The 13,418-nt window shown below is 53.2% G+C and carries 11 protein-coding genes and 1 pseudogene; 5 read left to right on the forward strand and 7 right to left on the reverse strand.

Going from position 1 to position 13,418, the window contains the following annotated elements:
* Positions 1-18: 18 nt before the first annotated feature.
* Both iscR and trmJ read right to left on the reverse strand, forming a co-directional pair.
* On the reverse strand, positions 19-513 hold the full coding sequence (iscR, locus tag DPA2511_RS14125; RefSeq protein WP_015854434.1) for a Fe-S cluster assembly transcriptional regulator IscR: 495 nt from the start codon (positions 511-513) through the stop codon (positions 19-21).
* Positions 514-642: 129 nt separating this feature from the next.
* The gene (gene trmJ / locus DPA2511_RS14130) at positions 643-1,377 is read right to left on the reverse strand and encodes a tRNA (cytosine(32)/uridine(32)-2'-O)-methyltransferase TrmJ (RefSeq protein ID WP_015854435.1); all 735 of its coding nucleotides are present in this window, start codon (positions 1,375-1,377) and stop codon (positions 643-645) included.
* A gap of 130 nt (positions 1,378-1,507) precedes the next feature.
* Here trmJ and suhB point away from each other — a divergent pair, with 130 nt between their 5' ends.
* From suhB to DPA2511_RS14150, 4 genes are all read left to right on the forward strand, one after another.
* Positions 1,508-2,311, forward strand: coding sequence for an inositol-1-monophosphatase (gene suhB / locus DPA2511_RS14135; protein WP_015854436.1), 804 nt, complete (start codon positions 1,508-1,510; stop codon positions 2,309-2,311).
* 168 nt (positions 2,312-2,479) lie between these two features.
* A complete protein-coding gene (locus tag DPA2511_RS14140; RefSeq protein WP_015854437.1) occupies positions 2,480-3,607 on the forward strand; it encodes an ABC transporter substrate-binding protein in 1,128 nt (375 codons plus the stop codon).
* 5 nt (positions 3,608-3,612) lie between these two features.
* A complete protein-coding gene (locus DPA2511_RS14145) occupies positions 3,613-4,695 on the forward strand; it encodes a FecCD family ABC transporter permease (RefSeq protein WP_015854438.1) in 1,083 nt (360 codons plus the stop codon).
* Entirely contained in the window at positions 4,692-5,492 is an 801-nt protein-coding gene (locus DPA2511_RS14150; protein ID WP_015854439.1) for an ABC transporter ATP-binding protein, read from the forward strand. The genes DPA2511_RS14145 and DPA2511_RS14150 overlap by 4 nt, the downstream gene beginning before the upstream one ends.
* A 215-nt stretch (positions 5,493-5,707) precedes the next feature.
* Here DPA2511_RS14150 and DPA2511_RS14155 read toward each other — a convergent pair whose 3' ends face one another.
* The 5 genes and pseudogenes from DPA2511_RS14155 to glyA form a co-directional block, all read right to left on the reverse strand.
* Entirely contained in the window at positions 5,708-6,829 is a 1,122-nt protein-coding gene (locus DPA2511_RS14155; RefSeq protein ID WP_015854440.1) for an ABC transporter substrate-binding protein, read from the reverse strand.
* Between the two features lie 108 nt (positions 6,830-6,937).
* Positions 6,938-7,992: pseudogene (locus DPA2511_RS21855) on the reverse strand (nickel/cobalt transporter).
* Positions 7,983-8,645, reverse strand: coding sequence for a DUF1007 family protein (locus DPA2511_RS14165; protein ID WP_015854442.1), 663 nt, complete (start codon positions 8,643-8,645; stop codon positions 7,983-7,985). Before DPA2511_RS14165 ends, DPA2511_RS21855 begins: the two are co-directional and overlap by 10 nt.
* Positions 8,646-8,694: 49 nt before the next feature.
* Positions 8,695-9,837 (reverse strand): 3-phenylpropionate MFS transporter, encoded by a 1,143-nt coding sequence (locus DPA2511_RS14170; protein ID WP_015854443.1) that lies wholly within the window; start codon positions 9,835-9,837, stop codon positions 8,695-8,697.
* Between the two features lie 138 nt (positions 9,838-9,975).
* On the reverse strand, positions 9,976-11,229 hold the full coding sequence (gene glyA / locus DPA2511_RS14175) for a serine hydroxymethyltransferase (RefSeq protein WP_015854444.1): 1,254 nt from the start codon (positions 11,227-11,229) through the stop codon (positions 9,976-9,978).
* A gap of 650 nt (positions 11,230-11,879) precedes the next feature.
* Between glyA and DPA2511_RS14180 the strand changes: the two genes are divergently transcribed.
* Positions 11,880-13,073, forward strand: a complete 1,194-nt coding sequence (locus tag DPA2511_RS14180; RefSeq protein WP_015854445.1) for a pectate lyase family protein — start codon at positions 11,880-11,882, stop codon at positions 13,071-13,073.
* Positions 13,074-13,418: the final 345 nt, after the last annotated feature.

Here is a 13,418-nt window from a genome sequence, read left to right on the forward strand (position 1 = left end):
GCGTTTTATTTTTTTGTTTCAGGCGCGCAAGTTGACGCTGATGGTTTCTTGTATGCGTCCGTTGGCGGTACGACGCGCATCTGCATCCTGACGATCCGCGACGTCCAGAATCTCTTTGTTGTTCACCAGTTCATCCAGGGTAATGTTGTTGAGAAACTCACTGATGCGGTCGCTCAAATCACGCCATAAAGTATGGGTCAGACAGCGATCCCCCCCCTGACAACCTTCTTTCCCCTGGCAGCGGGTCGCATCCACGGATTCGTCAACAGCGGAAATCACGGAGCCAACGGCGATTTCGCTGGCGTCTTTACCCAGCAGATAACCCCCGCCCGGCCCGCGTACACTGGCGACCAGACCATGTTTACGCAAACGGGAAAAAAGCTGCTCCAGATAGGAAAGCGAAATGCCCTGACGCTCTGAAATATCAGCCAGAGGTACAGGGCCTTCTTTTGAATGCAGCGCCACATCCAGCATGGCGGTGACGGCATAACGGCCTTTCGATGTCAGTCTCATGTTTTTAGTACCCGTAAGATAAACATGTATTATTAAGACAAGTATTATGAATCCGGTAATACATAGCACAACATGAGTCTGACATTCCCGAGTGTTTCAGTCAACTATTTAACCGGGTAATTTACTCAACTATTTCCCCTGCGGGTGTCGATTCGTGGCGATCGAACTCAGGATACCGCGCAAGATATTGAGCTCCTGGCTTTCTGGGCGAGCCCGGGTAAACAGACGGCGCAATTTATGCATCACCTGCCCTTGATGAGAGTGACGGATAAAACCTGTTTGCAGCAACGTCTGCTCAAGATGCTGGTAAAAGCGTTCAAGATCGTCCACCAACGGATAGGGACTTTCCTCATAAGCAGGTTCTTCCGCTTTGAGGTTATCCAACCAGGCAACCCGGATTTCGTATGACAGGAGTTGCACCGCCATTGCCAGATTCAGTGAGCTGTATTCAGGATTGGCGGGAATAGCGACATGGTAATGGCACTTTTGCAATTCGTCGTTGGTTAACCCGACACGTTCACGTCCGAAGACAATGGCAACCGGAGCATGACGTGCTTCTTCGGCGCTCAACACACCGCACTCCCTCGGCTCGAGCATTGGCCATTGCAATGTACGCGATCGCGCACTGGTTCCAATCACCAAACTGCATCCTTCGAGCGCCTGATCCAGCGTCTCGACAATTGTTGCATGGCTGATGACATCGCTGGCGCCGGCAGCCAGTGAAATCGCCTGAGAGTCAGGTTTGACCAGGGGGTTAACCAGAAAAAGACGGCTTAATCCCATCGTCTTCATCGCTCTGGCGGTCGACCCCATATTGCCGGTATGGGATGTCTCCACCAGCACAATGCGTATATTCTCTAACATGTAGGCTCTGTTATACCAAACGGAAAAAAACAGCCCATATTAACACAGCCTCACCCATTTCTCTTTACCTTGTCGTCTGGTATACTCCGCGCCGTTTTCCTGTTCTTTAACATTCTTGTGGACGATACCCATGCATCCGATGCTTAACATCGCCATTCGCGCTGCGCGCAAAGGCGGTAACCTGATAGCTAAAAATTACGAAACGCCTGACGCCATCGAGGCCAGCCAGAAGGGCAGTAATGATTTTGTCACCAACGTCGATCGCGATGCAGAGCGCTTGATCATTGACGTCATCCGAAAAGCCTACCCTCAGCACACCATCATCGGTGAAGAATGTGGCGAACTGGCCGGAGAAGATCAGGATGTTCAATGGGTTATTGATCCACTGGATGGCACCACCAACTTTATCAAACGTCTTCCACATTTCGCGGTTTCCATCGCTGTGCGCGTCAAGGGCCGCACTGAAGTGGCTGTTGTTTACGATCCCATGCGCAATGAATTGTTCAGCGCCGCTCGCGGTCAGGGCGCCCAACTGAATGGTTATCGTCTGCGTGGCGGCAATGCCCGTGATCTAGACGGCACCGTACTTGCGACTGGTTTTCCTTTCAAACAGAAGCAGCACTCCCCCACCTATTTTCGCATGATGGAAGTCCTCTTCGCCCAATGCGCCGATTTCCGCCGCACCGGCTCCGCCGCGCTTGATCTGGCCTACGTCGCAGCCGGCCGGGTGGATGGTTTTTTTGAAATCGGCCTCAAACCCTGGGATTTCGCTGGCGGCGAACTGCTGGTGCGCGAAGCCGGCGGCATGGTGACTGACTTCATCGGCGGCCACAACTACATGGCGACAGGCAACATCGTTGCCGGCAACCCCCGCGTAGTAAAATCTCTGCTGTCGACTATCCGTGAAGAACTCAGCGACGCACTGAAGCGTTAACCTCTCTCTGTCTCTCACAGGCCATCCACTGATGGCCTGTTTCGTTATTTTTCTTTACAACTGCGCTCTGTTAAGTGATGGTTTAGCTTAGATATGATAATAATAATTAAACTCATTCGTTAACAAAGAGTCATTTACGTTAATAAACAGTAAACCTCAGGGAGAGTTATGTTAAGAAACACACTTCATCGCTTATTGCTGGCTACAGCACTCACGACGTCTTCGTTTACCGTATTGGCTACACAGTACCCGCTCACCGTCACCGATATTGACGGACGAAGCGTCACGATTAAACAGGAGCCGCAGCATGTCGTGCTGCAGGACGGGCGTGACATCATGGCGTTGGCCCTGCTTGATCGGGACAATCCGTTCACCCGTCTGGTTGCCTGGAATAACTTGCCGAAAAAACAAGACACAGCGACTTGGGAACTGCTCAAAGGCGCATGGCCGCAAGCCGAAAATATTATGGACATGGGCTTCGGCGACAAAGGCGATATCGAGCTGGAAAGCGTTCTGGCGAAAAAACCTGATCTGATGGTAGCCCAATTGCGCGCCAAATCATCGCTGGAAACCAACGGCGTAGTCAGCAAGCTGCAATCGTTGAACATTCCACTACTGTTTGTAGATTATGAAATCAAACCGGCCCAGAATACCGCTCCCAGCATCGACCTGCTCGGTAAAGTGCTGAACCGCGAAGATAATGCCAAAGCCTATACCGATTTCTACCGCCAGCATTTTGACAACATCATGAAAACCACCGCTGGCATCAGCAACAAACCCAAGGTGTTCATCGAACCCATCGCCGGCAATAGCGAAGCCTGCTGTTTCAGCCACGCCCATAACGGCTGGGGCGGTCTATTGGAAGCGATCGGCGTAAAAAACATCGGCTCAGAACTGCTGCCAGGCGCAACTGGTTTTGTGTCACTGGAAAAAGTGATCAGTGAGAAACCAGAAGCTTACATCATGACCGGCTCCAAACGCGGCAACGGCGCCAGCAAAATTCTGCCGTTCGGCTATGGCGCCAGCGCTGACGATATTAAAGCCAAAGCCAAAGAGCTGCTGAGCCGCCCTGGCATCGATCAGATACCGGCGATTCAAGCGAAAAGGGTTTATGGCGTTTATCATCATTTCTACAACCATCCGTACAACATCGTCGGGATGGAATATCTGGCCAAGGCGATTTATCCGCAGCAATTTGCCGCGTTGAACCCGGATGAGACCTACCATCACATCATCCGTCAGTTCACCAAACTGCCTGATAACAACTTTATTTTTGCACAGAAACTGGCTGAGTAACGTTCATGAGTGTAACCACCGAGCCAAACATCAGCCGCATCAACGCGGCGGAAAACACAGTGATGAGTCACTATCAGCACATCGTTCGCCATCGATTGCTGGTTATGGCGGTGCTGGCGGTAGCGATTCTCGGCTCGCTGCTGCTGGACTTTGTGCTGGGCCCATCCGGCCTACCTCTGCATGTCCTGTGGCAAACCCTAACCGATCCCGCCAATGCCGACGCCGGCAGTAGGGTGATCGTTTGGGATATCCGCCTGCCGTATGCGCTGATGGCGGTGGTTGTCGGGCTGGCGTTGGGATTAGCAGGAGCAGAAATGCAGACCATCCTGAACAACCCACTCGCCAGCCCGTTTACACTGGGAGTCTCTTCCGCTGCCGCGTTTGGCGCGGCGCTGGCCATCGTACTCGGCATCGGGATCCCCGGCGTACCGGTACAATGGTTTATTTCCGCTAATGCATTTTTCTTCGCCTTACTGGCTGCTTTATTGCTGGACGGCATTACCCGTTGGACGAAAGTGGCGACGTCCGGCGTCGTACTGTTCGGCATCGCGCTGGTATTCACGTTCAATGCATTAGTTTCGATCCTACAGTTCATCGCCAACGAAGATACCCTGCAAGGTCTGGTGTTCTGGACCATGGGTAGTCTGGCGCGCTCCTCCTGGGAAAAATTAGGCATACTGGTCGTTGTCCTGATGGTAGTTATGCCGCTGTCCATGATGAGCGCCTGGAAGCTGACCGCGTTGCGCTTAGGCGAGGATCGGGCGATCAGCTTCGGCATCAACGTTCGTCGCCTTCGCCTCGCCACCTTGCTGCGCATCAGTTTTCTGTCTGCATTGTCGGTAGCCTTTGTCGGCCCCATCGGTTTCATCGGGCTGGTGGCGCCGCACATCGCCCGCATGGTATTCGGTGAAGATCATCGTTTCTATCTGCCCGCCAGCGCGCTGACCGGCGCGCTGGTGCTCTCGCTGGCGTCCGTCGCGTCCAAGAATCTGCTGCCCGGCGTGATCATTCCCGTCGGGATCGTCACCTCGCTGGTCGGCGTTCCGTTCTTCCTGAGTATTATTCTGCGTCATCGGGGGAATGCATGAATTCGTCAATCAGTGGTTTGAGCATCGCTCACTTTCACGCCGGTTATCCCCGGCACGCCGTGATCTCCGACTTGTCCGTTCCCCTGCTGCCGCGCGGAAAAATCACCGTGTTACTGGGGCCTAACGGCAGCGGTAAATCCACATTATTGCGCGCATTGGCGGGGCTCGGCCCGGCGCAGGGCGAACTGCGGCTTGACGATGTCAACCTGATGCAGCTCCCGTTCGCCAAACGTGCCGAAAAAGTGGTCTACCTGCCGCAATCGCTGCCGGCTGGCGTGCATCTGCATGTGCTGGAATCCATCATTGTGGCGCAACGCGCATCGGGAAGCCTGACCCCTCATTCCAGCAACCAAGATGATGTGATGTTGTTGTTGAAGCAGTTGGGGATTGAGCATCTGGCACTCAGTTATTTGGATCAACTCTCCGGCGGGCAAAAACAGCTGGTCGGGCTGGCGCAATCGCTGATTCGTCACCCATCGCTGCTACTGCTCGATGAGCCGCTCAGCGCGCTGGATCTCAATTATCAGTTCCATGTGATGGATCTGGTGCGTCAGGAAACCCGTAAACGCAATATCGTCACGGTTGTCGTGGTACACGACATCAACATTGCACTGCGCCATGGCGATCACATTCTGATGCTGAAAAATGGTCAGGTCATTGCCGATGGCGTACCGGATGAAGTGATCAGCGAAGAGAGCCTGGCGACCGTCTACGGCGTTCGCGGGCGCATCGAGCGCTGCTCACGCGGCATTCCCCAGGTCATGATCGACGGTCTGGTCGCTGCGCCCTCCCTGTAATTCGCCCCACCCTTTCCGCAACGGTTTCCTGATTAAAAAAACGCCCTGCGCTATACGCGGGGCATTTTTATTAATAGAGACAATGAGATAGACCCATCATATCCGCTACACGCCTGAATATCCTCAGGCGAGAGGCGGCGGCGACAGCGAAACGAATGACGTCAATTGGACGTCAACACGCTGCCGGCGATACCAGCAGCCTACTTAGCGCACATTCAGGACTTCGCCGGTAACGTTACCCAATACCCCGGCTGATACGGTAACGGCAGGAATTTCTCATGGAAAGTCCGGAAGGTGGCGTCCGGATCGATGTCTTTGAACAAATCGGGATGCAGCCACTTGGCGATAGCCTGAATCGCTACAAATTGATAAGGACTGTCATAGAACTGATGCCATATGGCGTGCGCATTGCCATTTACGGCAACCGGCAGCGTGCGGAACGCCGATCGCTGCATCAGCGCCTGCAAGCGCTGTAATGCCTGCGCCTGATCGGCGCCGGGGCCAACGCCGACCCAGCCATTGGCGGTATTGTAGTTTTTCCAGTTGGCGCCGGTCACGACCACCACGTCCGGGCGGGCGCTGATAATCTGTTCCGGGTTCAGCGTCCCGAACGTACCGGGAATAATCCCCTTGGCAATGTTGATGCCTCCGGCGGCTTCCACCATTTTACCGAAGTTCTCGTTGCCGAAAGACATGCAGCACTCTTCGGTATAACCGCCGGCCCGGTCAATCATCACCTTCGGCCGAACGCCCTGATAATTTTTCAGGCGTTTGATGACAATATCAATCTGCTGACGACGGAACTGGATTATCTGCTCGGCGCGCTCAGGTTTGCCGATCAACTGCCCCATGATACGAATGCTCTTTTCCGCATTTTCGAATGGCTTCTCGCGAAAATCGATAAACACCACCGGAATTCCCAAACCAGCCAGTTTTTCAGTCAGTTTCGCTTCATCAGTCGCCGCTTTCGATTCCAGGTTCATTAGCACCAGATCGGGCTTCAGGTTCACTGCCTGCTCAACATTAAAAGTCCCGTCTTTGGCGCCGCCAAAGGTCGGCAACTGTTTGATCTGCGGATACTTACGTTCATAAGCCATATAGCCGTCGTAATCCGCCTTAGACAAATCGTCACGCCACCCCACAACACGCTGGAAAGGCGCCTCCGTGTCGAACGCAGCCAGCAGATAAATTTGCCGTCCTTCCCCCAAAATGACCCGTTTGACTTCAGATTTGATTTCAACTGTTCTGCCGCTGACGTCTTCAACCACGATCGGCGCCGCCCTGACGACCGAAACCATCCCCAACACCATGCCAATTGCACACAACCACGTCTTCATTTTGTTTTCGCCCTTAATGGATAATGAAAGTCATTATCATTCTCACGAAATAATAAAGTGACGGAAATAAATGAGCAATATGTTTAAACGGGAATTCAACGCAGAAGATCAGCCGAACAATGGGCTACCGCCCAAAATACCGGCTTCGGCACTCAAATAGAGCGCCATACCGCTACAGACCAGTACCAGGCCGCCAGCCAGCGAAAGTAGCGGCCAGACGACGACTTGCCAGGAGGAAGAACGATGCACAACGATACGCTCCATCTGACGACGACAAAAAACACCAGCGCACCAAGTAGGGAGACCGTCAGTGCGGTTCCCATCGCCATCGCCAGTGCCGACATGACACCCCAGATGAATACCCCTAGCACCTTGGCGAACAGCAGCACCATGATGGCACCGGAGCAAGGGCGCAGTCCCATTGCCAGGACAATCATCAGCCGGGTACGCCAACCCTCAGCCCGATTCAACGACATCGCATCGGGCACATGCCGATGCCCACATCCGCAGACGGCATCATATCCGGCAGTGTCCGTCATCATCAGCACGCTCTGCCGGCCTGACGTCGGCGTATCAGCGAGAGGATGCAAGTGCTGAATACGCAATCCTGGCTTACGCATATCGGCTGAATGCAGCAATCGCCACAACCGCCCCAACGCCCGGAAACATAACCATCCGCCCAACCCGACCACCAGCACAAAGCTGCCTTTTTCCATCCAGAAACTGCTGAGGTGCAAAGTCCGGCTGGAAAGCTGAAACACCATCAGCACCAGCGTCGTCAACCCTATCGCCATCATCCCCTGCAACAACGCCGCCGCGAAAGTCATCTGCAAGCTGCCTTTCAGTCTCGACGGGTGGGTAGCGAGGTATGCCGTAATCACCACTTTTCCATGACCCGGACCAACGGCGTGCAACACGCCATACGCCAGGCTAAACCCCATCAGCGTCACACCGGTTTTTTGAGGCTGCGTCTGCACCATCGCCATCAGATCGGCCATCTGCTGATGCAACACTTTCTGCCCCATCACACTCAGCAGCAAAATAGATGGCCACCAGAGCACCAACATCCAGATGCCGCCGGCAAGCAGCAGCGCAGCGAGCGCCAGCAACGCCAGCGGGCCGCGGGTCAGACGAATCCGCGCCTCAGGCAGGTTTACTGACATTGCAAAGTAATCCGTTGAGCAAACTGTTTGCCAAGTTCAACCTCTTTGGCCGGTTTGGCGCCTTTATCCAATGACAACGCATAAGATTGCAGGGAAGCATCAGGTTTGGGCGTCGTCAGCGTGGTGTTACACCTTGTAGCCAGTACGGGCGACAGCGTAATATCGGTATCTTTTTTATAATACATATCAACAAAATAAGTGGGATCATACGTAAATATCTGCAGCGGTTTTCCCGTCAACGGTTGGGGATGCGCTAACGGTAATACAAACTCCAGCACAGCTTTGTTTCCCTGACTCGACAAGTGATACTCCGTCGGCATCGGCTGGTATTTCACCGCCTTGCCGTCGCGATAGACATCGGTGAAATAGTGCTGCCCCAATACGTTCGCCATCACTTCGGCCGCCAGTTTCTTCCAAACCACAGAATCCCGCGGCGCGTCGCCGGCATCGTAAAGCAGGTCGGCCGAGGTAATGGGATCCATCGTCCAGGTCATGCGAAATCCGGTGATCACTTCACCTTGTCCTTCTACCTGGGTCTGCATATCGATAAAACTATGAGGATGCGCCACCGCCGCAAACGGCAACAGCGCACTCCCGCATAGCAGGCAGCTTAACCAGCGACGGGGAAAATCAAAAACGTTATAACGTAACATATTTTATCCTTTCAACGGTCGTCGTCGTCCGCTGCATGGCAACCATCCGTTAGGATGTTTTCGTGGATGGGCGCAGAAAAAACGCCGGAACGACCAACAACGCCATCACCCAGAACGTCGCACCCTGCAAATACTCGAATAAAAATCCGGACAGCACCGTCATCACCGCGATCGCCCCACCGGTCGCCAATGCGGAATAGGCCGCCTGCAACCGTAAAACGTCGGTGTCGTCGCGCATAGCGATAAAACGCATCGCTGCCAGGTGACACACGGCGAAAGTACCGCAGTGCAATAGCTGAATCACCACCAGCCAGGGTAGCGAGACCGTCGCCCCCATTAACCCCCAGCGCAACACCCCGCACACAGCAGACAACATCAGCAACGCCGATGCGCTCCAGGCGTGGAACAACCGGCGGCTGAGCGCAAAAATAACGATTTCAGCCACCACGCCCAGCGACCAAAGATAGCCGATCACATCGGCGGTATAACCAGACTGCTGCCAGTAAATCACGCTGAAACCGTAATAGGCGGCATGTGCCCCCTGCAATAGCGCCACGCACAGCAGAAATCGCCAAACGGCACGCTCAGTCAGCAACCGCCCCCAGGGAACCGTGCTGTTTTTAGCCGTCGATAACGCCGATGCTTTCGGCATAACATGTGGCCTGATCATCATGCCGGACAGCATGGCAACCATACCTATCGCCAGCGTAACCAGAATCGCCTGATGCCCCCACAACAAAACCAGTTTGCCTGTAGCCGCCGACCCCGCCACAAAAGCCACCGACCCCCATAACCTGGCGCGGCCATAATCAATCGGCATCTGCTTTTGCCAGGTCGCCGCCAGTGTATCCGTCAGCGGAAGCAGCGGGGAAAACACCAGATTAAAACCAACCATCACCAGCAGCAGCCAGACCACTGCGCTACCAAACCAGAAGCCGGCGAATGCTATCAGCGATAACAATGCCAGCAGACGCAGCGCAGTGATAAGCGTTGCCGGATTTTTGATACAAGGGGTAATAAACAAGCTTCCGACGAAACGCGCCACTAAACCAGCGCCAAGCAGGATCCCGATCGACTCGGCCGTCAACCCCTCGCCACGCAGCCACCCGCCCCAAAACGGAAGAAACACGCCGTAGCTGAAAAAGTAGGTGAAATAACTCAGCGCCAGCCAGTACGTTGATTGCAGAACCATATTTACCCCCCTGTACGGCACGTTACTCTGTCAGAGAGCCGACGGTGCAGCCGCCCTATCAAAGAAAACGCCAGCACAAAGGCTGGCGTTGATACGGTAAGTGCCGGCTCAACAACAGGAGCCGGTTAAAAAACGAAATCAGGCGTAAACCGGGAACCGGGCGCAGATATCCAACACTTTCTGCTTAGTACGCTCGATCACCGCTTCGTCGTTGATGCTATCCAGCACATCGCAGATCCAGCCGGCCAGTTCACGCACTTCCGCTTCTTTGAAACCACGGCGAGTGGCTGCCGGTGTACCGATACGGATACCGGAGGTCACGAACGGGCTCTTCGGATCGTTCGGCACGCTGTTTTTGTTGACGGTGATATTGGCGCGGCCCAGCGCAGCATCCGCCTCTTTACCGGTCAGGTTTTTGCTGACCAGATCCAGCAAGAACAGGTGGTTGTCAGTACCGCCAGACACCACGTTGAAGCCGCGAGACAGGAACACTTCCACCATCGCTTTGGCATTTTTCGCGACCTGCTGCTGGTAGGTTTTGAATTCCGGCTCCATCGCTTCTTTCAGCGCTACCGCTTTACCGGCGATAACGTGCATCAGCGGGCCGCCCTGTCCGCCCGGGAATACGGCAGAGTTCAGCTTCTTATACAGCTCTTCGTCGCCGCCTTTCGCCAGAATCAGGCCGCCACGCGGACCGGCCAGCGTTTTGTGGGTAGTGGTGGTTACGATATGAGCATGCGGCACCGGGGTCGGATAAACGCCCGCAGCAACCAGACCGGCGACGTGCGCCATATCGACGAACAGATAAGCGCCGATGCTGTCGGCGATTTCACGCATTTTCGCCCAGTCGACAACACCGGAATAGGCGGAGAACCCGCCCACGATCATTTTCGGCTTATGAGTACGGGCCAATTCAGCCATTTCGTCATAGTTGATTTTGCCGCTGTCGTCGATGCCGTAAGGCACGACGTTGTAGAGTTTACCGGACAGGTTGACCGGAGAGCCGTGAGTCAGGTGGCCGCCGTGCGCCAGGTTCATGCCCAGAATGGTGTCGCCCGGCTGCAGCAGCGCGGTGTAGACAGCGAAGTTAGCCTGAGAGCCGGAGTGCGGCTGCACGTTGGCGTAGTCGGCGCCAAACAGTTCCTTGGCGCGATCGATAGCCAGTTGCTCAACCACGTCAACGTATTCGCAACCGCCGTAGTAGCGTTTGCCCGGATACCCTTCGGCGTATTTGTTGGTCAGTTGAGACCCCTGGGCCTGCATGACGCGTGGACTGGTATAGTTTTCAGACGCAATCAGTTCGATGTGCTCTTCCTGACGCACCACTTCTTGCTGCATTGCTTGCCACAATTCGGCATCGTAATCGGCAATGTTCATTTCACGCTTTAACATCCGCATCTCCTGACTCAGCTAACGTGCTTCTGCATTAAAAAAATCGCCCCAGAGGGCAGAGGTTCATAGTGTAAACCGTTTTGTACTGACGATGATAGGGCTTGACAGAGGTTTTTACGCAAACGATTAGCTACAGGTGGGACAAGGGTTCCCGTATTTTTTTCAATCTGGATTCCAGCTGACATTTTCTCACTCGTCACCTGCGTTTTTTTCATTCAGCGGCCTTCTTCATCCACACGTATCGCGCCTTGCATCCCCTCATCACTGGACGATGAGCAGACGCCATAAAACGTATTAAAGATACACATCATCAATCACAATGCGGCGTATGTATTGAACAACACATCATCGTCACGGCGACCAGCACAGTAGGGAGCGTGGTTCAGCGCCAGCTGTGCCTATGCGACCGTTCTGGAAAAACGTATCAGCCTCACCCGTCGCGACAGCGTCTCTATTCTGCCGAACCACAACCCATCCCTCTAAAAAAATAACCATATGAAATATATTAAAAAATAATAAATTAACCATGATTTAAACCGCAAAATTAAAAATAGCGACATCCATCATGAAACGTAATATTCATTTATTTAAAATACCATTCCAATTTAAATGAAGGTTTTTTTGGCAAGGAACAAGGTAAGGAAATCATTATGACCAAGGTATTAACCTCATCGATTCAAAGGAAAGGAATAGCGTCAATCACCGCCCTGAAAACCTCCCGTTGCCTGCTGGCATCCGTGGTGGCGGCATCAATGCTGACCTCCAGCGCATTTGCTGCCGAGCTATTAAGCAGCAAAGCCCGGGAAACAGCGCCGACTGTCGGCTGGGCGTCGCAGAATGGGTCGACCACCGGGGGCGCCAGCGCCGCCAGCGACTACATTTATGTCGTCACCAATATCAGTGAGTTCAAAACTGCATTGAATGCCGGTAGCACACCGAAGATCATCCAGATCAAAGGGAAGATCGACGTCAGCGGCGGTACGGCCTACACCAGTTTTACAGACCAACAGACGCGCAGCCAGTTAAGCATCCCGTCTAATACCACCATCTTCGGTATCGGTACTGATGCGAAACTCACCAACGGCTCGTTGATCATCAAGGATGTGACCAACGTCATCGTTCGTAACGTCTATATCGAAACCCCGGTGGATGTTGCACCTCACTATGAAGACGGTGACGGCTGGAACGCCGAATGGGATGGCATGAACATCAACAACGCCCAGCACGTATGGGTCGATCACGTCACCATCAGCGACGGCAGTTTTACCGACGATATGTACACCACCAAAGACGGTGAAACCTATGTGCAACACGACGGTGCGCTGGATATCAAGCGCGGCGCCGACTACGTCACGGTCTCCAACAGTCGTTTCGAACAGCATGACAAAACCATGCTCATCGGTCATAGCGATACCAACTCCGCACAGGATGCCGGCAAACTGCACGTTACGCTGTACAACAACCTGTTCAGCAATGTTCGGGAACGGGCTCCGCGGGTACGTTTCGGCAATATCCATTCGTTCAATAATGTCTATCAGGGTGATGTGAAGCACAGCGTATACCCCTACCTGTACAGTTTCGGCATTGGCACCAAAGGCAGCCTGCTGTCGGAGAAAAATAGCTTTGAAGTCAGCAATTTGAAGAAGAACTGCAAGATTGTAAAAAAATTCAACAACGGCAATTTCTCGGATAGCGGCTCACTGTTGAACGGCAGTTCGGTGGATTTGTCGGATTGCGGGCTGACCACCTATTCAGACACCATCCCTTATACCTATACCGCACAAACCATGACTACCGCGTTGTCACAAAGCATTGTAAACAATGCCGGCTCAGGCAAACTCTGATCGATCTCTTCACGGCCGCCTTCGGGTGGCCGTTTTCACTGTTGACGAGTCCATTCATCCATCCTCCTCACGCCTCGTGTTCATCGCGCATTTTATGAAGAATAATTTTTTATTATGAAAAGTAACGGGAATAATCATTTCATTTGATTTTATTAGATGGGTGTTTTTTTCACTGATTACAAATAGTTACCGGTATCGATCACAGTTTAGAAAACCCGAACAAAGTCTGAACAAAAAAAACAACACAGATCACAAAATGTCACCCACCAATGAATAAAATCAAGTGCCGACAAGGGTGAAATTTAATTTCATTTTTATAGAAATGATTTTTTGACAATATCATTA

Source organism: Musicola paradisiaca NCPPB 2511 (assembly GCF_000400505.1).
Classification (GTDB): Bacteria; Pseudomonadota; Gammaproteobacteria; order Enterobacterales; family Enterobacteriaceae; genus Musicola; species Musicola paradisiaca.